Origin of the sequence: Campylobacter sp. 19-13652, assembly GCF_019702925.1 — a bacterium.
Classification (GTDB): domain Bacteria; phylum Campylobacterota; class Campylobacteria; order Campylobacterales; family Campylobacteraceae; genus Campylobacter_A.
Genome location: NZ_AP024713.1, coordinates 206,157 through 228,133 on the forward strand (window position 1 = coordinate 206,157; position 21,977 = coordinate 228,133).

Consider the following 21,977-nt stretch of genomic DNA (forward strand, 5'->3'; position numbering starts at 1 on the left):
CCAATGAAGCTTAGGGGGCTTTTTGGGGGCGTTATTTTGTGGGTTATGGCTGGGACTTTTAGCCAAAGCTTAGCCGATGCGCGCCCAACAGCTGATGATTTTGCGGCATGCTATGAGAAGCTAAAGCCATCAATCGTCTCTGTAAATGGTGCTTTTGGCGTGGCGATAGCTCCTGATTTGATAGCCGTTCCTAAAAATGATGAGACAGTGATAAATAGCTATGTCAAATTTGATCCATATTTGCAGGTGTATCTGGTAAAAAGCGAGCAAAAGCTAGAGCCTGTGAATTTTGTTGATGAAACGGATGAGACTAGCATAAAACGCAGTACTTGGGTGGGTGTGTTAGCGCAAAATGACGAGAGCCTTATGGGGCACATCGAGCGTTTTGCAAAGGGGCTTGGCGAGCTTGATACTCTTAGCTTTGATTCGCCGCGTACTGGACTGGTAACTAGTGCTTGCTGTAAGCCCATAGGTATAGCTGTGGGGGAGAATAAATTTATCGGAGCAAGGTATTTAAGGCATTTAGCGGCTTATCCTGATGTTTATTATGGCGATATTTCGGTAAGCTTTAGCGATAATGGTGATGGGATAGTAGTCTCAAGCGTAGATCCACTGGGTCGTGGTAGGGCGTTAGCAAAGGGTGACGTGGTGCTAGCGGTAAATGGCAAAAAACCAAATAGCCTAAGAGAGATAAATGAAGCGATTTTATTTGCGCCAAAGGGCAGTGTTTTAAGTTTTAGTCTACGCCGTGGCGATGAGAAAATAAATGTCGACGTACCAGTCTCTGGTGGGGTGGATTTTAGCTTTGATACTATAGAACAAAAGCGCAAGCTCCCATACTCGGCAAAGACAAATTTAATCGAAGACGGCATAAAAGAACAAAGCGCACAGTCAAAGCTTTTAAATGATTTTGGGCTAGGGCTTGACGCTAAACTTGTGGTGGTAAAAGTAGCACCAAACTCAAGCGCTGCTATCTTTGGTGTGGAGGCTGGGGATAGGGTGCTAGAAGTAGATGGCGTGGGCGTGGCTAGCAGGGTGGAGCTAGAGAGCGAGATGGGGGATAATCCAGCCCCCGTACTACTTTTAAGGCGTGGAGAGTTTGATTATTTTTTAAAGGTGCAAAGATGAACTTAGCGGATAAATTTGACGAGTATTTAAAGGCTAATCTACCACGAGCTGCTAGCTTTCATCCTCACTATGAAAAAGCTCTTGGCGTTATGCTTTTAGCTGGGGGCAAGCACTTTCGTGCTCAGCTAGTCCTTGGCGTGGTAAATGCGCTTCGCCCAGAGCTAACTAAGGCTGCTATGCCAGTCGCGCTTGGGGTGGAAATGATGCACACTTATTCGCTTATACACGATGATTTGCCAGCTATGGATAATGCGGATTTTAGGCGTGGTACTCCAACTCTTCATAAAACTTACGATGAGGTTACGGCTATTTTGGCTGGGGACGCGTTAAATACGCATTCGTTTTTACTCATTGCTGAGGCTGGTTTACCTGATTTTGTGCGCTGTGCGTGCGTACGCGAACTAGCAAAGGGCGCTGGTGTAAATGGCATGGTGCTAGGGCAGGCGATTGACTGCTATTTTGAAAACAAGCCACTAAATTTAAGCCAGCTTGAGTTTTTGCATATTCATAAGACCGCATGCTTAATCGCTGCAAGCCTGAAAATAGGCGCCATTATCACCGAGGCTAGCCAAAAAGAGCAGGATAAAATTTATGAGGTTGGTATAAGGCTTGGGCTTGTTTTTCAAATAGCTGATGATATAATTGATGCCACCTCAAACGCAGAGGAGGCTGGTAAGCCAGTAGGGCATGATAAGAGCAAAAACTCTTTTACAAATTTATTAGGTTTAGAGGGTGCAAAAGCCGCAAAAGCCGAGCATTTAGCCCTCATACAAGCCGAGTTAAAAACCCTCCCTAATAGCATAGAGAATATGATACAAAATTTAATAAGCAAATATTTAAAGGACTAAAATGCGTAAAAAAATGGCAGATACGATAAGATTTTTATGTGCGGATATGGTACAAGCTGCAAATAGCGGACACCCAGGAGCACCTATGGGGCTAGCTGATATAGTGGTCATTTTAAGCGAGCATTTACGCCATAATCCAGCTAATCCAAAGTGGCTAAACCGTGATAGACTCGTCTTTTCAGGTGGACACGCAAGCAGCCTTGTTTATAGCTTTTTACATCTTAGTGGTTATAATCTAAGCTTAGATGAGCTAAAGCGCTTCCGTCAGCTAGGCTCACACACTCCAGGACACCCTGAGATAGAAACGGCTGGGGTTGAGATAGCCACTGGGCCACTAGGGCAGGGCGTGGCAAACGCTGTGGGATTAGCCATGGCTGCAAAAAGAGCCGAGGCTATGCTTGGTCGCGAAATCATAAATCATAAAATTTACTGCCTTTGTGGCGATGGGGATTTGCAAGAGGGTATAAGCTATGAGGCGACTGCGCTTGCTGGTAGGCTTGGGCTTGATAATTTAGTAATGATATATGATAGCAATGCCATAACGATTGAGGGTGATACTGCTCTAGCTTGGGATGAGGATGTAAAGGCGCGCTTTGAGGCGGCTGGCTGGGAAGTGGCACGCATAGATGGGCATGATTATGAGCAGATTGATTTTGCCATTTCTGAAGCTAAAAATAAAGAGCGCCCTTATTTAATCATCGCAAACACTAGCATCGCAAAGGGCGCTTTGGAGCTTGAGGGCAGCCACCACAGCCATGGTGCGCCACTTGGCGAGGAGCTAATAGCGCGCGCTAAGGCTGCAGCAGGCTTTGATGCAAATGAAAAATTTCAAATCGATGAGGACGTTTTGGCTAGATTTAGGGTTGCGCTTGAAAGGGGCGACCTGGCTCAGGCGCAGTGGCAAGCGGCGGTAAACGGGCTTAGCGCGGATAAGGCAGAGCTTTTAGAGGGCTTGCTAAATCCTGATTTTAGTAAGATTAAATTTCCAAATTTTTCCGGTAAAAAAGTAGCCACAAGGGATAGCAACGGCGAGATAATTAACTCCATAGCTGCCGCCCTGCCAGGCTTTTTAGGCGGTAGTGCTGATCTGGCACCTTCAAATAAGACGGAGCTAAAGGGCGCAGGGGATTTCCCGCTAGGGCGAAATATCCACTACGGTATACGTGAACATGCCATGGCAGCCATCGGCAACGCCTTTGCTAGATATGGGCTTTTCTTGCCGTTTTCAGCGACATTTTTTATCTTTAGCGACTACCTAAAGCCAGCTGCTAGAATGGCAGCTCTAATGAGCCTAAAGCACTTTTTTATCTTTACGCACGATAGCATTGGCGTGGGCGAAGATGGCCCTACGCACCAGCCAATCGAGCAGCTTAGCCAGTTTCGTGCGATGCCAAATTTTTACACATTCCGCCCAGCTGATGGGGCTGAAAACGTCGAGTGCTGGAGGGCGGCACTAAGCCTAAACGCACCATCGGCCTTCGTGCTTAGCCGTCAGGGGCTTGAGAGCGTGGGCGAAGCGGTGCTGGGTGAGTCTAGACGTGGGGCTTATTTACTTAAAAAAGCCCAAAAACCAGACTTTACCCTCGTTGCAAGCGGTAGTGAGGTTTCGCTTTGCTTAAAAGCGGCTCAAATTCTTGAAAAAGAGGGGCTATCAGTTAGCGTCGTTTCAGCACCTTGCTTTGACCTGCTTTGTGAGCAAAGTAGCGATTATTTGGCGCAAATTTTTGACTGCGATAGCGTAGTCGTGGCTGTTGAGGCGGCAAGCGCTCTAGAGTGGTATCGCTTTGCTGATGTGGTTTATTCTATGTCTAGTTTTGGTGCAAGCGGCAAAGCCGAGGCACTTTTTGAGCATTTTGGCTTTAGTCCTGAAAAATTAAGCGAGTTTGTAAAAGGGCTTAAATAATGGACTTTTCGCAGATTATTGTCCTATCTTTTATCCAGGGCTTTACTGAGTTTTTGCCTATTTCTAGCTCCGCTCACTTAGTGCTAGTGCGCGAGCTTTTAGGGTGGGATGAGAGCGGTAGTCTAGCCTTTGATGTGGCACTGCATGTTGGGACATTATCTGCGATTTTATTCTATTTTCGCTCTAGGCTCGGTGGGCTTTTATGCGATTTTTTTGCTTCGATTTTAAAGCGCAAAATGGTAGGAGATAGCCGCCTTGTGTGGGCTGTGGGACTGGGTACCGTGCCTGTTGGGCTTTTTGGGCTATGCTTTGGCGATATACTTGAGCAGTATGCTAGATCGTGGCACGTCATAGCCGCTACTAGCGTGCTTTTTGGCATACTTTTAGTCGTGGCTGATAAAAAGGCAGGCGCAAAGAATTTAAGCGATATCACCATATCATTAGCGCTTATCATAGGGCTAGCTCAAGCCGTAGCGCTAATCCCAGGTGTATCTCGTTCTGGTATCACTATGACTGCGGCTTTGTTTTTAGGATTTTCTAGGACTTCAAGTGCTGAGTTTTCGTTTTTATTATCCATACCTGTTATAGTGCTTGCTGGCGCGCTTGAAGGGGCAAAGATAGCCAAAAATTTATCTGAGCTTAGCTTTAGTTTTAGTGATGTTGCGCTTGGGGTTTTGCTTAGTTTTGTCTTTTCTTATGCGTGTGTTAAGCTTTTTATGGCTATAATCACGAGGCTTTCAATGCTGCCTTTTGCGATTTATCGTATCGCGCTTGGGCTGTTTTTGTTTTTATATTTTGGGTAGGTGTCCGAGCGGTTGAAGGAGCACGCCTGGAACGCGTGTAGGTGTAACAGCCTCGTGGGTTCAAATCCCACCCTATCCGCCAGTAATCAAAGAGTGTAAATTTATCTATGAAGCATCTTATACCTTTTATCCCAAAGAGCATTAGTGCTGTTAGCAGATGTAGAGAGATAGCTGAGTTTGTCGCTAGCTGTCCTGATAGCTCATTAGTGCTTGCGCCTGAACTTGTGCTTGGTGGGTATAGTGAGTTTTACGCTGATGATGGCTTTTATGATACGCTTTTTAAATCTTGTGTGGGAGATAAAATTATAGCTTTTACTAGATTTACAAAGTGTAAAAATGATAAACCAAAAAATGAGCTTATCCTGCTAAATCAAAGCGGCATAATCCACTCACAAGCCAAATCAAAGCTATTTTTACCAAATGGCGAGGATAAAATATTTAGCAAAGGCAGCGAAAGCGGCGTCGTGCCTTTTAAATTTAATGGTATAAATATCGGCGCACTCATATGCTTTGAGCTTAGGTTTTTGCAGCTTTGGGAGCAGCTTGTGGGGGCTGATATAGTGCTAGTGCCTGCTATGTGGGGCGATGGAAAAAGAGCGCAGTTTGAGGCACTTTGTGCTGGGCTTGCTGTGATAAATGGCGCATTTGTGCTAGCAGTTAGTGCTGGAGATGGAGCTTGCGAGGTGGCTAGAGTGTATCTGCCAGATGGCACTAGCGCAGATAGGGCTTTATATGATAGCAGTCTTGCTAAGAATATAGCAAAAGCGATTTGTAAGGATAAAAATGGATAATCTAGAACGCATAAAATGCCAAAAAATGGCCGATGAGATAGCTGATAATGTTGCGCTTAGTCTAGGGGTTTATGAGGCATTTTGTAATACTCCACGCGAGATTTTTGTGCCTGTTGGGCGCTATGCGTATGATCTTTTAGCTCAGCCTATAGACGGTAGTCAGTGGATTAGCTCTCCACTTACGGTGGCTAAGATGACTATGGCGCTTGAGGTTGAGGGTGTGGATAAGGTGCTTGAAATAGGCTGTGGTAGCGGCTATCAGGCAGCTATATTATCGCATTTGGCGCATAGGGTTTTTAGTGTAGAGCGCATAGCGAGCCTTGCTGCTAGCTCTAGAGTGAATTTTGAAAGCCTAGGGCTTCGTGGGGTTCATGTCCGCCATGATGATGGGCGCTCTGGCTGGAGTAGTTTTGCTCCTTTTGATAGAGTGCTTTTAAGCTGCGCCACACCTGAAGTGCCAAAGAGGCTTTTTGACCAGCTCGCGCAAGGAGGCATACTGGTAGCCCCTATCGAGTCTAACGGCGCTCAGAATATAGTTAAATTTAAAAAGCTCTCGGCTACTGAAATAGTAAGTGAGGTGCTTGATGAGTGCTTGTTTGTGCCGCTTTTATCGGGTACGGCTTAGGCTAGCCTGCTTATTTAAAGCAGACCTTAGCCTTCACTCTCCTCTTAATTCTTTCATCTTTTTTTCATAAATTTTATACGTTGGCTTTTGATATTCAAGCTCGTTTCTTAGCTCAAAATTATGCCCCACGCCAACGTGGCAGCTAGCGCATTTTATCTCTTTTTGCGTGCCTAAAAGCTCTTTGTAGTGTGCGTGCATTTGCTTTGCTTTTGTAGGCAAAAGCTCGTTTTCTAGCACCTTTGTATGGCAGCTTAAACAGCCGCTGTCAAAGACATAATGCTCTCTGTTTTTTAAATTTTTCACCCAGTCTATGCTGTCTGGGTCGCCAAAAAAGTGAATGTATCCCTCAACTATGCCGTTTTTTGCCTTTTGTAGCACGTAACGAGCTAGGCTAGTGTGTGGCAAGTGGCAATCAACGCACTTTGCGCTCACGCCGCTTTTATTGGCGCCGCTGTGCGTGTCTTTGGCGTAGCTTGCGCTCATAGCAGCCATCTCGTGGCAAACAGCACAAAACTTATCATCGCTGGTTTTTTCTAGCGCATAATGCGTCGGCAAAACGAGCAAAAAGCCACAAAAGCCCGCTACTAAAATAATCAAAGCTAACTTTTTCACGGCGTTACCCCCATCCACTCTTTTACCTCGTGCTCGTGGCACTCTAGGCACATATTTGTGCTCTCTTTATGCTCGTTGTGGCACTCGTCGCAGTATAGCGTAGGGCCGTCGTGGACGGAGTTGTGCGGATTTGCCTTAAGCACGTCCATAAACTCAAGCCTTTTTGCCAGCAGCTTTTTGCTTTTATGGCAACTTAGGCAGCCCTTATCGCCTATGGCTTTAAATTTGCTCGGCTCATCGCCTTGATTTTCGTGGCAGTCCGCGCAGCCCAGAGCCAAATGCTCGTGATGAGGTTTTAGCGGATACTTCACGCTTAGCTCATCACTAGCAAATCCAGCACAGGCAAGGCAAAAAAGCAGACAAAGCACTCTTTTTATCATCTTTTTTCCTTTAAATTTAAAAGGGGCAAAGCCGCCCCCATTTGCGCCTTAGACATTCTCGCCTGCGACCATACCGCAGACAAGGCAGTCTAGTATGGCATTGCTTCCTAGCCTGCTAGCTCCGTGCGTGCCGCCTGTTACCTCGCCAGCGGCGTATAGTCCTGCAATTGGCTCGTTTGTGATTGAGCTTAGCACCTGAGCTTTATTGTTTATCGCTACTCCGCCCATAGCGTGGTGTAGCTTTGGCACGCCACGCATAGCGTAAAATGGCGGCACGGATATGTCGGTGCCGTCTTTTGGCAGGATTTTGCCAAAGTCTGGGTCCTTGCCCTGCTTTACGTATTCATTATACTGGGCAACGGTTTGCTTTAGCGTGCTGGCATTTAGCCCATACTCAGCTGCTAGTGCGTCAAGGGTGTCAAAACGCTTTAATGCGCCGCTTGCAAGTAGCTTGTCAAACTGCTCTTTTAGCATATGCTTAACTGGGCGTGAGTCGCAAAAATGGATAGGGTAGTTCTCGTCCTTGCCTATTATTTCAAACATCTTATCAGCCCTTGTTTTGCGGTCGGCTATCTCGTTCATATAACGCTTTGAAGTCTTTTTATCCACGCTTATGCCGTATCTAAAACTAGCTGTGACGTTAAATTTACTCGCTAGGCCGTAGCCTTTTTCATCTGGGCTAGCCCACGGCCCAAACTGAAGATGGCTTACGTGCACCGGATATGCCCCTATCCTAAAGGCCTCTAGCATCGCCCCAGCCGTGGCGCCTGAGTGGTTTGTTGTTTGAGCATTGTCTGGGATTAGTGGTTCTTGCAGCTTGCGATAAACCTTATCCGCACAAAAGCCACCGCTAGCTAGCACGACACCCTTTTTGGCACGATATAGCTTTTTATCGCCGCTTTTATTCTCTCTATCATCGTCAAAAAGCTTATTATCAAAGCGGTAATTCTCCCTTACTTCCACGCCCACGACTCTGCCGCTATCGTCAGTGATAAATTTATCAAACTTCGTTCTAGTTTTTACCTCGGTGTTTGGCAGGGATTTAAAGCGTGCTTGCATAGGCTGGATTATGCCCGCACCCGTGCCGTTTGATGTTTTATAGCCTCTTGGCACACTATGGCCGCCAGATTGTTCTAAGAAGTCTCTATACTCAGCACCGCACTCAAGCGTTAGGTTTAAAGCGTCGTTTGCACGAGAGAAAATCAGCTCAAGCAGGGCTGGGTTGTTTAAATTTCTACCAGCCTTTAGCGTGTCTTTAAAGAATAACTCTCTGCTGTCATTTATGCCTTGGGCTTTTTGTTTTGGGCTTAGTGGCACGCAGAAAATGCCGCCGTTTATGACGGAGTTACCGCCCACTCGTCCCATTTTTTCTACCATTAGCACGCTTAAGCCACGCATAGCGCTTTTTACAGCAGCAGCGTGTGCGGCAAAGCCTGAGCCTATGACGATGACGTCATATTCGCCGTCCCAGCTTGGAGCATTTGAGTCGCTCTGATTAGCTCCTAAAGCCGTAGCCGCAGCGGCAAGGGCGCTTATTTTTAGCAGATTTCGCCTAGATAAATTTGACATTTTGCACTCCTTTTTGATTTTTATCTTAAATTTAAAATTTAACTTTTAAATTTAAATATCGTAATGATATATCAAATTTTAATATAAGTCAAATACTATTTTTTATATAATTTTATAGGTAAAAACTATAATAAAGGAGCAAAAATGAGTTTGCGCCAGATGGAATTTGTACTAGCCGTAGCTGATAGCCTAAGCTTTACAAAGGCGGCTAAAAGGCTTGGCGTATCTCAGCCTTCGCTCTCTCAAAGCGTGTTAAATTTAGAAAGCGAGCTAAAAGTGAGGCTCTTTGAGCGTCAAAGTCCACTAAAGCTAACTCTTGAGGGCGAGCTATACGTGCAAAAAGCAAGGCTAATAATGGAGGCTTATTATGATTTAAATAGCGAGCTTTCAAGCCTAGTGGCGCTTAAAAGCGATAGTGTGCGCATAGGATTTTCGCAAAATGGCTATAAGATGATTCCAGGCGCACTTGCGAAGTTTTGTCGTAGGTTTAGTAGGGCAAATATCAAAATCACGCAGCCACACTCGACCCTGCAAATCCGCCAAATGCTGCTTGATGGCGAAATAGATTTGGGTATGTTAATCCTGCCTCTTGATACTGCCGAGCTTGAGTATGAGAGCATAAAGCGCTCAAAGCTTTATGCCTGTGCTGGGGCAAATAGCGCTTTGGGGCGGCGTTATCGCAGTTTTAGTAGGGTTAGTTTGGTTGATTTAAAGGATGAGAAATTTATCCTACCTGCACGGTCGCAGCGAAATAGAGCGATACTTGATGCGGCGTTTGCTAGGGCTGGGTATGAGCCTAATGTGCTTTGTGAAGTGCAGACTTTTGATGTGGCTACGGCGATGGCGGCAAGTGGCGTAGGGGTGTGCTTTACTCTGGCTGAGGCTGCCTCTAGCGGTGATGAGATGGTGTTGCTTGATGTGGGCGAGACTGGGCTTGATAAGGAGTTAGTCATAGCTTATAAAAAGGGTAAAAAGCTCTCGCGCCTTGAGAGTGAGTTTATTAAAATCGCAAAGCAAGAGTAGGCTGCTGCGGATTTTTATTAGCTTTGATGGCTTTGGTTTGAGTGGTTTTGGCTTAGGTTAAAATACTAGCCAGTATAATAAGCTAGTTTGATTTTGCTTTTAAGCATATTTGCCATGCATTATTAGTCTTTTTATTAAAATATTTGTAAAATTAAGCGTGTTTACGGCTGTTTAATGAGTTTTTGATTGGGTTTTTTATCTGTTTTTGTAAATTAAAATGCACTAATTTTTCTAAATGATTGCACTTATTCAATATTAAAAATAAAATGGTTGGCTTTAAGTTATGATTAAATTTTTAAAGTCTGTTTTGAGATTAAAATTAGTGGCCGGGAGATAGGGATTCGAACCCCAGGAGGTGTTACCCTCAACGGTTTTCAAGACCGCCGCTTTCGACCGCTCAGCCATCTCCCGATAAAAATGCAAATTATAGCAGATGTAGCTTAAATTTAACTAAGTTACTCTGTTTTTTCTTTTACGTAGGTTGCGCCTTGATTTATCTTTTCTTTTGTCCACTCTTTTGCGTCTTTGGTGTCCTCTTTTACGCCATTCCACGTATTTGTGCAACCAACTAAAATTAAAGCTGATAAAAAGATAAGTAAAGCTTTCATACGTATCCTTAAATTTGGAGGCGACACCCGGATTCGAACCGGGGATCAAAGCTTTGCAGGCTCATGCCTTACCACTTGGCCATGTCGCCACTTAGTGGTGCCCAGAGCCGGACTTGAACCGGCACGGAAAAATTTCCGAGGGATTTTAAGTCCCTTGTGTCTACCATTCCACCACCTGGGCATATATAAATTTATGATTTTAAATGGAGCGGGAAACGAGATTCGAACTCGCGACCCCAACCTTGGCAAGGTTGTGCTCTACCCCTGAGCTATTCCCGCAAACTAGAGATTGAATATTACCCAAATAATTCTTAAAAGAATATTTTATTTTGCCTGTGTTAAATATTTTTTCTGAAAATTCAAAAAAATATAAGTATTTTTGGGATAGAATACGCTTCTATTACATTTTTGGGGTTATAGCTCAGCTGGGAGAGCGCTTGAATGGCATTCAAGAGGTCGGCGGTTCGATCCCGCTTAACTCCACCATTTTTACCCATTTTACTTCGTTTTTAAATTCCGTTTTTTAATATTTTATGATTAAATTTAATCCATAAGGATTATTTGGCTAGGTTAAGGGCGGTCAAGCCCCTTTTTTAATGCGTTTTAAGAAGTTATTTAGTGTTTCATTTTCGTGATATGCGAGGGTAAAAAACTCATCTGGTAATCCCTGATAAACTATTCTGCCGCCCGCTAAAAACACGATCTCGTCAGCAATCTCTCTGGCAAACTCAAGCTCGTGGGTAACGATTAGCATAGTGCGGTCTTTTATGCTTTTTATCGCATCAAGCACCTCGGCCACTAGCTCGACATCAAGCGCACTTGTAGGCTCGTCAAAGAGCATAACCTTCGGATTTATCGCAAGTGCCCTAGCTATTGCCACGCGCTGTTGTTGTCCGCCGCTTAGTTCGTGCGGATAGGCGTTTTGCTTGTGTTCTAGCCCCATTTGCGCTAGCTTTTGCTGCGCTACATTAAAGGCATCTTGCTTGCTAAAGCTGCGCGTTATGATTAGGGCTTCTGCGACGTTTTCTATGGCGTTTTTGTTGGCAAAGAGGTTGTAGCTTTGAAAGACCATAGCGCTTTTTAGCCGCAGCTCTTTTGTTTGTTTTTGGTTTACGTTTGCGTAATCTATCTCTAAATCGTCTATTTTAATGCTGCCAGCGTAGGGGCGTTCTAATAAATTTATGCATCGTAAAAGCGTGCTTTTACCGCTTCCGCTAGGACCTAGGATGGCGATTATTTTGCCATCTTTTACGTCAAGATTTATGTCATTTAATACGACGTTGTTTTCAAATTTTTTGGATAAGTTTTTAATTTTTATCATATTTGCCCCTATACAAATGAGCGTCTAAAGATAGACAGCCTGCGCTCAAGCTGCTTAAACGCCACCTCAAGCCCCACGCATATCGCCCAGTACATCATCGCTGCCATAAAGTACACTTCTAGGAATTTAGACGACCTGCCTGATTCTATATCAGCTAGCCCCATTATGTCAGCCACAGTGATGACTGAAACGAGTGAAGTATTTTTTATCTGCATTATAAAAAAGTTTAATAAATTTGGCAAAGATAGCATTATGGCTTGTGGTAATATTATACGCATAAACGCCTGCCTAGTCGTAAATCCTAGCGAGTAAGCCGCCTCTATCTGTCCTCTATCTACCGCAAGTATGCCAGCCCTAAAAATCTCACTCATATACCCAGACGCATACAGCGAAAAGATTACAAAAGCGTAATAAATTGCATTAGCTAAAAGAAGCTCCGACTCTACGCCTATGCCGCGCAAAAATATGGGTATGCCGTAATAAAACATAAAAATTTGAACAAGTAGCGGTGTACCTCTAAAAAACGAGATGTAAACTGTGGCAAGCTGGCTTAAAAACGGCACTTTGTAAATGCGCAAAAGGGCTATGAAAAAGCCCATCGCGCCACCAGCCGCAAATGAAACGGCGGCTATTAAAAAGGTAATAGGTACGCCGTTTATGATGCTTATGGCTGAGTTAAAAAAGTATGTGGTGTCAAATAACTCGCTCATTTTGTCAGGTCAATCCCAAAATACTTTATCGATAATGCACTTAACTCCCCACTTTCTTTAGCCTTTATAAGCGCAGCATCTAGCCTATTTGCAAGCTCCTCATCGCCTTTTCTAAACAGTAAAAACGAAGGTGTTTTTTCAAAGACTTCATCTGTTATTTTTATATTTACATTTTGTTTTTTAGCTAGGTCAATTGCTACTAGCGGATCATTTACCATCGCATCCACTCGCCCATTTGCTAGGTCTTGCAGGATTGATAGGTAGCCTTTGTAGTATTTTAGCTTGATGTTTAGCTCTGGATGGGCTTTGGCGAATTTTTCGATATTTGCCGAGTGGTTTGAGCCTACGCTAGTGCCGACTGTTTTGCCCTTTAAATCGGCTGCACTATTTATGCTGGAGCCATCTTTTACAATAAGTACGCTTTTGCCGTATGAGTATGGCTCTTTGGCAAAGAGATATTTTTCCTCTCTTGTAGGATTTTTGGCGATTTGGTTTGCAATTAGATCAAATTTCTTTGAATCAAGCCCCACAAAGATTGAATTCCAAGGCACAGGCACAAACTCTAGTTTTATGCCTCCGTCTATCTTTGCTAAAAGGCGGACTAAATCATTGTCAAAGCCCGTGGATACGCCATTTTCATCGACGTAAGTAAATGGCTTGTAGGCGTTTTCGCTGCCTACTTTGACGGTGATTTCTGAGGCCAAAGCGTAGCTTAAAAAGCCAGCTAGTAAAAGTGTGATGAGTTTTTTCATGATTTCTCCTTAAAAATAAAATATTATTATAACAATAAATCCTTATTATAATATTAAATTATCTTAAAGTTTTATTTAGATAAAATTCATACATTATTATAAATTTATCAAGGAGAACAGATGCAAAAGCAGACCATTTTGGTGCATAAGGGTAGGGGGAACCCAAACAAAGACGGAAGGGCTGTCAATGCGCCACTAATGCGAGCCTCGACGGTGCTTTTTACAAATCACAAAAGCTGGGCGCAAAGAAAGGTGCAGCGCAAAAGCGAGCGTGTGCTAAGCTACGGTGCACTTGGAACTAGTACGAATTTTGAGCTTGAAAAGCTTTTGTGCGCGCTTGAGGGCGGGTATAGGGCGAGCCTTTATCCGACGGGACTAGCTGCGCTTGCTATGGTGCTTTTAAACTATGCCGAGGTGGGGGCGCATTTTTTAATAACGGATGGAATTTATGAGCCAGTACGTGAGATTGATAGCCTATTTTTATCCAAAATAGGCGTGGAGGTGGAGTACTTAAAAGCAGACGCTAGCGACATAGCCCAAAAGCTACGCCCAAACACAAAACTCCTGCTTTGCGAAAGCCCTGGCTCTGTGCTTTATGAGATAATCGACCTACCAAAAGTCTCTGCTATTGCACATGCAAATGGCACTGTTGTTGCGATTGACAGCACCTACTCGTCATCGTATCTAAACCAGTCCCTAGCCCTTGGCGCAGATATTTCGGTTGTGGCGGCGACAAAGTATTTAGGCGGGCATTCTGATCTTACTATGGGTGCTATTATAGTAAATGAAAAGGAGTGGAAAAACTTTAATAAATTACCTGAAGTGCTGGGCTTTACCGCTAGTCCAGATGATGCCTATCTCGTGCTGCGCGGCGCTCGTAGCCTTGATGTACGCCTTGAGAGGCATGAGAAAAATGCTGATAAAGTCGTGGAGTTTTTGCTTGCTCAGCCAAAGGTGGCAAAAATTTATTATCCAAAGCTTAGCACGCACGTTGGACATGAGATATTTATGCGCGATTTTAGCGGTACAAATGGTATGATTACAATTGCTCTTGATAAAAGCGTTAGCCGCGAGGGCGTGGATAGATTTTTTGACGCGCTTAGCCTGTTTGGCATAGGGGCTAGCTGGGGCGGGTTTGAGAGCCTTGCGATGATAGCAAAGCCGCCACGCAGCTTTATCGACGTAGATGGGCTTGGCACGCTTATTCGCTTTAGTATAGGGCTTGAAAATGTGGACGATATAATTGCCGATTTAAAGAGGGGTTTTGACGTGATTTAGTTTGGCTTTGTTTTTTCAGCCAGATTGTCTTTTGCCTTATACTGCGTTGGTTTTTAAATTTACTCGGTTGTATGCTATCAGTATGCTTCCGTCATAAATTTAAAAACCGCCTTGTCTAAGACATCTAACGGGTTGCAAGCGCATAGAAATAAAAAATACTTCGCATAAAACGTTCAAGTTAGGAGAAGTCTTTAGTGATTGCGATTTAAATTTTACAAAAGGTAAATCTAAATGATATAGACACCACATACGTGTAGAGAGCGTAGATAGGCCGTCATTCTTAGCAAGCCCACCTCGTATTGTGTTGCAGTGCACTCGCCTGCTCATAGTGCTTGCCGTAAGTGAAAAAGGAGTTTCTTTAGTAAAACGGAGTTTCTTTAAAACGAGATGTAGTCGCAGTTTTTACAGAAGCTTTGCCTTCTTAGCCACTTCGTGGCGTAAACTCGCCCAGTCTAGGTAAAGCGTAGCGGAAATGTACGTGAGCGAATATATCGATTTTTGCTATGCAACCCGTTAGGTGCGATTCGGATGGGTAAATGTAAAGGGGATGACTTTGTAAAATAAACGTAGTACAGTTTTTAATAATTCAAGCTCTCCCTAGCGTAAAAATAAATTTAAATCCAAACAAAATCAAAGTTTTGCGGTTTAAAACTTAAATGCAAGAAATTTAAAAGACAAGACTTTAGAGCGCGCAAATGAGCGATAAGGCGCATTAACTGGGGGGGGGGTAACTGTCATAGCGGAGTGGTTACGTATGGCGGATTGTAGGCACGGCAAAGCTAAAAGCAAAAGTAAATTTACCCCTCATTACGCCCTAAGTGGCCAAAAATCAAAATAAAGCTCCTCTTTTATCTCATCGCTTTGGTACAAATTCGCCACAAACTCGACTCCCTCGCACTCCAAAACAGCCCTTTGATACGCACCTAGATACTCGATTTTTAACACTTTGGCTTTAAATTTATCTCCGATTTTAATATCCTCTGGACGAAACAGAAAATCTCGCCTATAAAGCTCGTAATAAAACTCGCTAAATCGTTCACCAAGCTTTGCGTTTTGCACTGCATCGTTTTGTCTTATGGTGTTTTTTAGGTGCGTAAAGTCATTGACCTCTCCTAAAAATGAGGCGATTTTTGCGTTTTTTGGCTTTAGATAAAGCTCTTTTGGGCTTGCGTGGGCGATGATTTTGCCATCGTCAATTAGTGCGATAGAATCGCTCATTACAAATGCGTCATCCTTATCGTGCGTAACCAAAATTGCGCTTATGTCGCTTTGTTTTATAAGGGTTTTTAGCTCGTTTCTTAGATTTTGTTTTAATTTTGTGTCTAAATTTGAAAACGGCTCATCAAGAAGGAGGATTTTTGCGTCCGCGGCTATGGCTCTAGCAAATGCCACGCGCTGCTGCTGTCCGCCGCTTATTTCATCTGGCTTTTGTTCGCTTATCTCACGGATAAAAAACTTATCAAGTAGCGCATCCACTCGCTCCTTTCTTTGGGGTTTTTTAAGGCTTAAAATGGCTAGTTCGATATTTTCTCGTACGCTTAAATGCGGCATAAGTGCGTAGTTTTGAAACATCAGCGAGGCTTTAGCGTATTGTTTTATCTCGCCACTTGTTTTATTCTCAAGCCCAGCAATTATGCGTAAAAGCGTACTTTTACCGCAGCCTGACTTGCCTAGTATGCTTAGGATTTGCCCCCTTTTTAGCGTCAAATTTATATCATTTAGCACATTTTTTGCACCAAAGTTTTTGTTTAAATTTATAATCTCAAGCGCGTTCAAGCCTTTTTCCTTTTATTAAATTCAACATAAAGTAAAGCCACTAGGGAGAGTACGACTATTAAAAGCGCTGGCAAGGCTGCTTCGTAAATCCTCTCATCAGTGGCGTAAAAAAACGCCCTTATACTTAGGGTTTCAAAGTCAAATGGGCGCAAAATGAGGCTTAGAGGAAGTTCCTTAACCACATCTACAAAAACGACAATAAAGCTTAGTACAAAAAAATGCCTTAAAAGCGGCGCATGTATGCGTAGCCCCAGCCGTAGCGTAGAAAGCGAGAGTATGCGACTAGCCTCATCTATGCTTTTGTGGATTTTATGATACCCACTCTCAAAGCTTAGCACGGCTGTGGCTAGGTAGCGTATGGCGTAGCCAGTGATGAGTACGCTTAGCGAGGCTGATAGTAGCTGGACGTTTAAAATCCTACTAACGTGCATAAAAACTATCATGAGGCTAACGCCGATAACAGCCCCAGGCATGGCGTATCCGACACTTGAGCATTTTAGGATTATTGTCTTTAGTATTTCACTTTTGCTTAGCCTTGATGAAAAGTTTAATAAAAACGCTACTATTGTGATTATTATGGCTGAGATTAGGGCGACTTTTAGGGAGTTATATGCTAGCTCATAAAAGGCTGGGGAGTTTAAATTTGTGCTTTTTAACCCCCAGTATAAAAGCCAGCCAAATGGTAGCAAAAAGCCTAGAAATGCCACGCTAAAGCAGTATAAAAATGCAAAAAGGCTTGAGAGTTTGCCGAGCTTTATCTTTGGCATTTTAGCTGAAGCGTCTGTGCGTAGGCTGTAGTTTTTGCGTTTGGCAAATCGATATTCAAGCACCATAAGCGCAAATATAAGCACTATTAAAAAGCTGCTTAAAATACTAGCTGAGCCTATGTCTCTTAGGTCAAACCAAAGCCTAAAAATTCCAGCTGAAAATGTGTCAACGCCAAAATATGCAGCTGTGCCATAATCGCTTAAAGTCTCCATTAAAACGAGCATCAATCCAGAAAAAATAGCTGGACGCGCTATAAAAATACTAATGCGATAAAATGTTTGAAACCTCGATAATCCAAGGACTTTGGCTATGTCAAATATGGGCTTTGCTTCTGCTAAAAAGCTAGCCCTTGCAAAAAGATAGACGTATGGATAAAGACTAAGACTAAGGACTAAAATTGCGCCTTTTATGTTAAAAACATCGACCCTAAAGCCAAAAATTTTTACAAAAATCCCATCAAAATCCAAAATCCCCACATATATAAAAGCGAGTATATAGGCTGGTATAGCAAGTGGCAAAACAAGTAGCACGTTTAGTAGCTTTGAGCCAAAAAAGCTAAAATTTGCAACCAAAAATGCAAGGCTAGCCCCAAGAATCGCGGATAAAACGCATACACTAAAGGTGAGTATAGCTGTGTCTTTTATATATCTAGGAAAAAGATATGTAAAAAAATGCTCTAAAAGCGATAAATCACTGCTAAAAATAGTGGTAAAGACGATGATGACACTAAAAAATACAGCAAGGGCAAAAGCCCCTGCTATAAACGGCAAAATCCTATCTAAAGCCGACTTCGTCATAAATCAGTACTGCTTTTTTAACGTCTCCTGCTATCTGGCTTAAAGGAGTTTGGTCTTCCTTAAACGTGCCAAATGCCGCTATTACTGGGCTTGGCTCGACTGATTTGTTTACTGGGTACTCATAGTTTATATCAGCTAGTATGCGCTGAGCGGCTGGAGAGAGTAAAAACTCTATAAATTTAACCGCATTTTCGCTATTTTTACTAGCTTTTGTTACGGCTGCACCACTTATATTTATGTGCGTACCTCTGCCGTTTTGATTAGGGAAAATTATGCCAAGTTTCTCGCCAACTGCCACGTCTTTTGGATTAGATGAAGCTAGTAAAAGTCCAACGTAGTAGGTATTCATCACAGCGTATTCGCCCACGCCTGCCACCATGGCTTTAGCTTGATCTCTATCGCCACCTTTTGGTGTTTGAGCTAGATTTAAAAGTACGCCTTTTGCCCATTTTTTCGCACTATCTTCACCATCTGCTGCGATTATGCTAGCTAGTAGAGTTTTTGAGTAGGCTGCGGTTGCACTTCTCATTAGGATTTTGCCTTTAAATTCAGGTTTTGCTAGATCTTCGTATGTTTTGATTTTTGGATTTTTTGTGCGAGTTTTATCATATGCTACTATCCTAGCACGCTTTGTAAAACCATACCAAGTGCCGTCTACGTCGCGTAAATTTGCTGGGATTAGCTCGTTTAACTTATCGCTTGTTGTACTAGCTAAAAGCCCTAGCTCTTTTGCTTGATTTAAATTTGACACATCAGCTGTGATAAATACATCAGCTGGGGTCTTATCGCCTTCTATTTCTAGCTTTTTAATTAGCTCGGTATCCTTTGCCTGTGTAGCTTTTACCTCTATACCGGTTTGCTGGGTAAATAGATCGTAAAGCTTGCTATCTGCGTCGTAGTGTCTAGCCGTATAGATGTGTAGCGTATCTGCTACAAGGGCTGATGAAGCAGCAAGTAGTGCTGTAAGTAGGAGTTTTTTCATTTGCCTTCCTTTTGGTGAATTATGATAATTAATTGCAGTATTATAATGAAATAATATCAAAAAGTCAAATAAATTTTATATTTTTGTTTGACTTTTGTTAAATTTAAATCCTTGTCTCTATCTTAGATCACCGTCGCTTGCAAAGGCTTGCATAAAACGCACTATCCTAGCTAGGTTCTCATCGTCTATCTTGGCAAAATCCTGCATAGCCGCGATGTATGCTTCCCATTCGTTGGCTTGGTGTTCTTTTGGTTTGTGTGCTGCGTGGCAGGTCGAGCAGGTATCATAATAATAAAGCTTTACTTCATCCCATGCCTCGTCTTTATTAGCGGTTAGCTTATCGCTTGGTACTAGGTATATGCCACTTTGGCTTGGAGTAGTATTGTATAGCTTTAGAAGGCTTACAAAGCCATCTTTGCTTAGGCTTAGTATACTTTTGTTGTCTTTGTTTAAAAATCCATTTATCTTTATCGTCGCCATCTTTCCATCATTACTTATTAGTTCTACTGGTGTACCTTCATATGCTATACCAACGGATTTTTTGCTATTTGGCTCAAGCAGAGTTACTTTTTCATCATATATATACATTGTCTTCGCATTTAGTGCTATACAAAATAGCGCTAGGTATAGAATTTTTCTCATTTATGCTCCTATTATGGTTGGTGGTGTTGTGCTTTTATACGGTTTTACTGCTTCGTTTTTACCTAGCTTTTTTATGCCTACAAGGCAGGTGTTTACACTGGTTGCTTGCGCCATTTGTGAAGTAGGGCGTGAGCTTGTTAGTACATTTGCATGCCCTGCGTTACAACGAGCATTTTCGCTACTGTCTTCTGGATCATACCATGCGCCTTCGCTTATAGCTATTACATTTGGCATTATTTTATCGCTTACAAACGCTCCAGCCAGCACTCTGCCACGGTCGTTAAAGACCTCTACTACTTCACCGTGCTTTATGCCTAATTTTTTTTGCGTCATTTTCGTTTATAATGACTGGTTCGCGACCTTGAATTTTATAGATATTTCTAAGCCAAGTATTATCTAGCTGGCTATGCACTCGATAAAGTGGGTGTGGAGAGAGTAGGTGAAACGGGTATTTTTTACTTAGTTTTTCATTACCTAGCCACTCAGCAGGCTCTATCCAGACAGGGTGGGCTTTAAAATCGGGCAGATTAAAGCTAGCAAATTTATCTGAATAAATTTGTATCTTTCCACTTTCTGTGCGTAGGCGATTTTTTACTGGGTCTTGTCTAAAATCAGCGTGGCGGATAAATTTATATGCACTCTTTGGTATTTCAAACTCGTAGCTACCAGCCTGCCAAAATTCATCAAAACTCATCACGTTAGCTGCATCACTTTTGGCATAAAACTGCTCTAACCACTCGCGCTTGCTCTTTTTAGAAGTAAACTTACGGTGCGCTTTTTCGCTCACTCTGCGTGCCATCTCTTCAAAGACATCATAGTCATCGCGGCTTTCATATTGTGGTTTAATTACTTGTTTCATAGCATAGATCACGTTTTGTGAGTATGATCCGCCATAGCTTATATCGTCGCGTTCTAGGGTTGTGGTTGAGGGAAAGACTATGTCAGCCATTTTTGCCAATGGTGTCCACCATGGCTCGTGCACTATTACTGTGTCTAGTGTTCGCATAGCTTTTATAATTTCGTTTGTATTTGGGTTGTGTCCTAGTGTACTAGCGCCGCAGACATACATCAGTTTTATCTTAGGATATGTGAGTTTTTTGCCTTTGAAATTTATCTCTTTGCCTGGATTTAGCACAGCTTCGCCAAAGCGTGAAGCTGGCACCGTTAGGTCTAGTTTATTCTCTCCTTGTGGCAATCCCCCAGTCGTCCTAGCTCCACTATTTGCTTGTCCGCCACCAGCATAGTGCATAGAAAATCCTATGCCGCCACCAGCAAGACCAATCTGTCCTATCATAGACGCTAGCGTAATAAGCGTCCAATCTACCTGCTCTCCGTGGTGCGCACGCTGCATAGCCCAGTTTGCCGCAATGAATGTGCGATTGTTTACCATAGTGTCAGCTAGGCTTTTAATAGTGGCGGCATCAATACCCGTAATTTTGGCTGCCCATTCTGGAGTTTTGGCTGTTTTATCGTATCCTTTACCTAGTAGGTAAGGTAGAAATTTATCAAAACCATCTGTGTATTTTGCTATAAATTCTTTATCGTATTTTTTGCTTTCATATAGGTAGTGCATCATGCCCATAGCCAGTGCCACGTCGGTATTTGGGCGGATTTTTATCCATTCTGCGCCTAGCATTTGCGCACCTAGATTGTATTGTGGATCTATGCAGATAAACTTAATCCCACTAGTGACATATTTTTTATAGTAGTCGTTGTTTGCACGGTTTGCGACGACATAGTCTATCTGATTACATTTGTATAAATCAGCACCCCACATTATGTATACTTTAGTGTTTTCTAGTATGACTTCGTGGGAGGTTTGTAGGCTATATACTTCAAGATCGCCGATTATTGCGGTGTTTACTCTGCCTGCTGCGCCGTTGCTGTGCTCTCCGTCGGTGCCGATAGCTCCACCAAAGACGGTATTAAAAAAGCGTCCTGCTACGGAGTTGCAATTATGTAATGCTCCAACGTGCCCCCAGCCGCCATAGCTTGCGTTGTAGATATTCTCTATCGGAGTAGATTTTAGCTTTTCTAGAGCTAGTTCTATTGCTTCATCCCAGCTAACGCGCACAAACTCCTCTCTGCCTCTAAGTCCTGGCTTTGTGTCGGTGCCATTTTTCACGCCTTGTAGATAGCTTTTTCGTACGCAAGGATATTTTACACGTGTATCTGAGTAGGTGCGGTCTATAATAGCGTCTATGATTACGTTTGGGCTTTTATCATGTTTACTTGGTATTACTTTTATGATTTTACCGCTTTCATCAACTTCGGCTTCAAACGCACCAAAATGTGTCGCGTGAGATATTTTCTTTGTATTAAAAAAGTTTTCATCTGCATTTAAATTTACCCCAGCTACAGCTGCTGCAGCTAGCGAGCCTTTTAAGAATTTTCTTCTACTTAAAGCCATAATCCATCCTTTTAATTAATCAATATTTTAAATTTTTAAACACTTTAATAATAAAAAATAATTATATTCTTTATTTATTAAATTTAATTTTAAAATTAAGAAAAGATAAAGTATAAAATATTATATATTGCAAATTTTATGCAGTCGATATGTCTGATAGCATTTAGTTTCTTTACGACAATGCTTTAGTAAAGAAATTTAATGTGTTTTATGGTGTACTTTATTAGCAGTCATTACCACAGGTTTTACTT

Annotated in this window: 19 protein-coding genes, 6 tRNA genes and 1 pseudogene; 10 read left to right on the forward strand and 16 right to left on the reverse strand. The window is 42.7% G+C overall.

Annotated features, from left to right (window positions below; all coding sequences use genetic code 11):
• Nucleotides 1-3: 3 nt before the first annotated feature.
• From LBC_RS00925 to LBC_RS00955, 7 genes are all read left to right on the forward strand, one after another.
• Complete coding sequence (locus LBC_RS00925) at nucleotides 4-1,128, forward strand: PDZ domain-containing protein (protein WP_221254262.1); 1,125 nt, start codon at nucleotides 4-6, stop codon at nucleotides 1,126-1,128.
• Nucleotides 1,125-1,976, forward strand: coding sequence for a polyprenyl synthetase family protein (locus LBC_RS00930; protein ID WP_221254263.1), 852 nt, complete (start codon nucleotides 1,125-1,127; stop codon nucleotides 1,974-1,976). The genes LBC_RS00925 and LBC_RS00930 overlap by 4 nt, the downstream gene beginning before the upstream one ends.
• 1 nt (nucleotide 1,977) lies before the next feature.
• A complete protein-coding gene (gene tkt, locus LBC_RS00935; RefSeq protein WP_221254264.1) occupies nucleotides 1,978-3,879 on the forward strand; it encodes a transketolase in 1,902 nt (633 codons plus the stop codon).
• Nucleotides 3,879-4,682, forward strand: a complete 804-nt coding sequence (locus LBC_RS00940; protein WP_221254265.1) for an undecaprenyl-diphosphate phosphatase — start codon at nucleotides 3,879-3,881, stop codon at nucleotides 4,680-4,682. Before tkt ends, LBC_RS00940 begins: the two co-directional genes overlap by 1 nt.
• Nucleotides 4,677-4,764 (forward strand) — tRNA-Ser (locus LBC_RS00945). Before LBC_RS00940 ends, LBC_RS00945 begins: the two co-directional genes overlap by 6 nt.
• A 25-nt stretch (nucleotides 4,765-4,789) precedes the next feature.
• Nucleotides 4,790-5,473, forward strand: a complete 684-nt coding sequence (locus LBC_RS00950) for a carbon-nitrogen hydrolase family protein (RefSeq protein ID WP_221254266.1) — start codon at nucleotides 4,790-4,792, stop codon at nucleotides 5,471-5,473.
• The gene (locus LBC_RS00955; RefSeq protein WP_221254267.1) at nucleotides 5,466-6,098 is read left to right on the forward strand and encodes a protein-L-isoaspartate(D-aspartate) O-methyltransferase; all 633 of its coding nucleotides are present in this window, start codon (nucleotides 5,466-5,468) and stop codon (nucleotides 6,096-6,098) included. The genes LBC_RS00950 and LBC_RS00955 overlap by 8 nt, the downstream gene beginning before the upstream one ends.
• Before the next feature lie 33 nt (nucleotides 6,099-6,131).
• Here the strand turns inward: LBC_RS00955 and LBC_RS00960 are convergent, their stop codons facing one another.
• Genes LBC_RS00960 through LBC_RS00970 form a run of 3 tightly spaced genes read right to left on the reverse strand, consistent with a single transcriptional unit; the run spans nucleotide 6,132 to nucleotide 8,659 of the window.
• Nucleotides 6,132-6,710, reverse strand: coding sequence for a NapC/NirT family cytochrome c (locus tag LBC_RS00960; protein ID WP_311720960.1), 579 nt, complete (start codon nucleotides 6,708-6,710; stop codon nucleotides 6,132-6,134).
• Entirely contained in the window at nucleotides 6,707-7,090 is a 384-nt protein-coding gene (locus LBC_RS00965; protein WP_221254269.1) for a cytochrome c3 family protein, read from the reverse strand. The genes LBC_RS00960 and LBC_RS00965 overlap by 4 nt, the downstream gene beginning before the upstream one ends.
• Before the next feature lie 48 nt (nucleotides 7,091-7,138).
• Nucleotides 7,139-8,659 carry a flavocytochrome c gene (locus LBC_RS00970; protein WP_221254270.1) on the reverse strand — a complete coding sequence of 507 codons (1,521 nt, stop codon included), beginning with the start codon at nucleotides 8,657-8,659 and terminating at the stop codon, nucleotides 7,139-7,141.
• A 144-nt stretch (nucleotides 8,660-8,803) separates the two neighbouring features.
• On the opposite strand from LBC_RS00970, the gene LBC_RS00975 reads away from it, so the two are divergent.
• Nucleotides 8,804-9,682, forward strand: coding sequence for a LysR family transcriptional regulator (locus LBC_RS00975; RefSeq protein WP_221254271.1), 879 nt, complete (start codon nucleotides 8,804-8,806; stop codon nucleotides 9,680-9,682).
• 323 nt (nucleotides 9,683-10,005) lie between these two features.
• Here LBC_RS00975 and LBC_RS00980 read toward each other — a convergent pair.
• From LBC_RS00980 to LBC_RS01000, 5 genes are all read right to left on the reverse strand, one after another.
• A tRNA-Ser gene (locus tag LBC_RS00980) sits at nucleotides 10,006-10,093 on the reverse strand.
• Between the two features lie 44 nt (nucleotides 10,094-10,137).
• The gene (locus tag LBC_RS00985; protein ID WP_221254272.1) at nucleotides 10,138-10,290 is read right to left on the reverse strand and encodes a hypothetical protein; all 153 of its coding nucleotides are present in this window, start codon (nucleotides 10,288-10,290) and stop codon (nucleotides 10,138-10,140) included.
• Between the two features lie 15 nt (nucleotides 10,291-10,305).
• Nucleotides 10,306-10,379 (reverse strand) — tRNA-Cys (locus tag LBC_RS00990).
• 6 nt (nucleotides 10,380-10,385) lie between these two features.
• A tRNA-Leu gene (locus LBC_RS00995) sits at nucleotides 10,386-10,471 on the reverse strand.
• A 23-nt stretch (nucleotides 10,472-10,494) separates the two neighbouring features.
• Nucleotides 10,495-10,569, reverse strand: a tRNA-Gly gene (locus tag LBC_RS01000).
• A gap of 131 nt (nucleotides 10,570-10,700) precedes the next feature.
• On the opposite strand from LBC_RS01000, the gene LBC_RS01005 reads away from it, so the two are divergent.
• Nucleotides 10,701-10,776 (forward strand) — tRNA-Ala (locus LBC_RS01005).
• 94 nt (nucleotides 10,777-10,870) lie between these two features.
• Here LBC_RS01005 and LBC_RS01010 read toward each other — a convergent pair.
• The 3 genes from LBC_RS01010 to LBC_RS01020 are packed head-to-tail and all read right to left on the reverse strand — an operon-like array spanning nucleotide 10,871 to nucleotide 13,073.
• Nucleotides 10,871-11,611 carry an amino acid ABC transporter ATP-binding protein gene (locus tag LBC_RS01010; RefSeq protein ID WP_221254273.1) on the reverse strand — a complete coding sequence of 247 codons (741 nt, stop codon included), beginning with the start codon at nucleotides 11,609-11,611 and terminating at the stop codon, nucleotides 10,871-10,873.
• Nucleotides 11,612-11,619: 8 nt separating this feature from the next.
• Complete coding sequence (locus LBC_RS01015) at nucleotides 11,620-12,321, reverse strand: amino acid ABC transporter permease (protein ID WP_221254274.1); 702 nt, start codon at nucleotides 12,319-12,321, stop codon at nucleotides 11,620-11,622.
• Nucleotides 12,318-13,073 (reverse strand): transporter substrate-binding domain-containing protein, encoded by a 756-nt coding sequence (locus LBC_RS01020; protein WP_221254275.1) that lies wholly within the window; start codon nucleotides 13,071-13,073, stop codon nucleotides 12,318-12,320. The genes LBC_RS01015 and LBC_RS01020 overlap by 4 nt, the downstream gene beginning before the upstream one ends.
• A gap of 120 nt (nucleotides 13,074-13,193) precedes the next feature.
• On the opposite strand from LBC_RS01020, the gene metC reads away from it, so the two are divergent.
• On the forward strand, nucleotides 13,194-14,351 hold the full coding sequence (metC, locus tag LBC_RS01025; protein ID WP_221254276.1) for a cystathionine beta-lyase: 1,158 nt from the start codon (nucleotides 13,194-13,196) through the stop codon (nucleotides 14,349-14,351).
• An 807-nt stretch (nucleotides 14,352-15,158) separates the two neighbouring features.
• Here metC and LBC_RS01030 read toward each other — a convergent pair.
• The 5 genes and pseudogenes from LBC_RS01030 to LBC_RS01050 form a co-directional block, all read right to left on the reverse strand.
• Nucleotides 15,159-16,127, reverse strand: a complete 969-nt coding sequence (locus LBC_RS01030; RefSeq protein ID WP_221254277.1) for an ABC transporter ATP-binding protein — start codon at nucleotides 16,125-16,127, stop codon at nucleotides 15,159-15,161.
• On the reverse strand, nucleotides 16,124-17,692 hold the full coding sequence (locus tag LBC_RS01035) for an iron ABC transporter permease (protein ID WP_221254278.1): 1,569 nt from the start codon (nucleotides 17,690-17,692) through the stop codon (nucleotides 16,124-16,126). Before LBC_RS01035 ends, LBC_RS01030 begins: the two co-directional genes overlap by 4 nt.
• Complete coding sequence (locus LBC_RS01040) at nucleotides 17,670-18,674, reverse strand: Fe(3+) ABC transporter substrate-binding protein (RefSeq protein WP_221254279.1); 1,005 nt, start codon at nucleotides 18,672-18,674, stop codon at nucleotides 17,670-17,672. The genes LBC_RS01035 and LBC_RS01040 overlap by 23 nt, the downstream gene beginning before the upstream one ends.
• 117 nt (nucleotides 18,675-18,791) lie before the next feature.
• Nucleotides 18,792-19,316 (reverse strand): hypothetical protein, encoded by a 525-nt coding sequence (locus LBC_RS01045; protein ID WP_221254280.1) that lies wholly within the window; start codon nucleotides 19,314-19,316, stop codon nucleotides 18,792-18,794.
• Nucleotides 19,317-21,726: pseudogene (locus LBC_RS01050) on the reverse strand (molybdopterin-dependent oxidoreductase).
• Between the last annotated feature and the right edge of the window lie 251 nt (nucleotides 21,727-21,977).

Bases quoted from the DNA above. Each gene is read 5' to 3' on its own strand.
- LBC_RS00925 (WP_221254262.1), top strand. From the start codon at position 4: ATGAAGCTTAGGGGGCTTTTTGGGGGCGTTATTTTGTGGGTTATGGCT.
- LBC_RS00930 (WP_221254263.1), top strand. From the start codon at position 1,125: ATGAACTTAGCGGATAAATTTGACGAGTATTTAAAGGCTAATCTACCA.
- tkt (WP_221254264.1), top strand. From the start codon at position 1,978: ATGCGTAAAAAAATGGCAGATACGATAAGATTTTTATGTGCGGATATG.
- LBC_RS00940 (WP_221254265.1), top strand. From the start codon at position 3,879: ATGGACTTTTCGCAGATTATTGTCCTATCTTTTATCCAGGGCTTTACT.
- LBC_RS00950 (WP_221254266.1), top strand. From the start codon at position 4,790: ATGAAGCATCTTATACCTTTTATCCCAAAGAGCATTAGTGCTGTTAGC.
- LBC_RS00955 (WP_221254267.1), top strand. From the start codon at position 5,466: ATGGATAATCTAGAACGCATAAAATGCCAAAAAATGGCCGATGAGATA.
- LBC_RS00965 (WP_221254269.1), bottom strand. From the start codon at position 7,090: ATGATAAAAAGAGTGCTTTGTCTGCTTTTTTGCCTTGCCTGTGCTGGA.
- LBC_RS00970 (WP_221254270.1), bottom strand. From the start codon at position 8,659: ATGTCAAATTTATCTAGGCGAAATCTGCTAAAAATAAGCGCCCTTGCC.
- LBC_RS00975 (WP_221254271.1), top strand. From the start codon at position 8,804: ATGAGTTTGCGCCAGATGGAATTTGTACTAGCCGTAGCTGATAGCCTA.
- LBC_RS00985 (WP_221254272.1), bottom strand. From the start codon at position 10,290: ATGAAAGCTTTACTTATCTTTTTATCAGCTTTAATTTTAGTTGGTTGC.
- LBC_RS01010 (WP_221254273.1), bottom strand. From the start codon at position 11,611: ATGATAAAAATTAAAAACTTATCCAAAAAATTTGAAAACAACGTCGTA.
- LBC_RS01015 (WP_221254274.1), bottom strand. From the start codon at position 12,321: ATGAGCGAGTTATTTGACACCACATACTTTTTTAACTCAGCCATAAGC.
- LBC_RS01020 (WP_221254275.1), bottom strand. From the start codon at position 13,073: ATGAAAAAACTCATCACACTTTTACTAGCTGGCTTTTTAAGCTACGCT.
- metC (WP_221254276.1), top strand. From the start codon at position 13,194: ATGCAAAAGCAGACCATTTTGGTGCATAAGGGTAGGGGGAACCCAAAC.
- LBC_RS01035 (WP_221254278.1), bottom strand. From the start codon at position 17,692: ATGACGAAGTCGGCTTTAGATAGGATTTTGCCGTTTATAGCAGGGGCT.
- LBC_RS01040 (WP_221254279.1), bottom strand. From the start codon at position 18,674: ATGAAAAAACTCCTACTTACAGCACTACTTGCTGCTTCATCAGCCCTT.
- LBC_RS01045 (WP_221254280.1), bottom strand. From the start codon at position 19,316: ATGAGAAAAATTCTATACCTAGCGCTATTTTGTATAGCACTAAATGCG.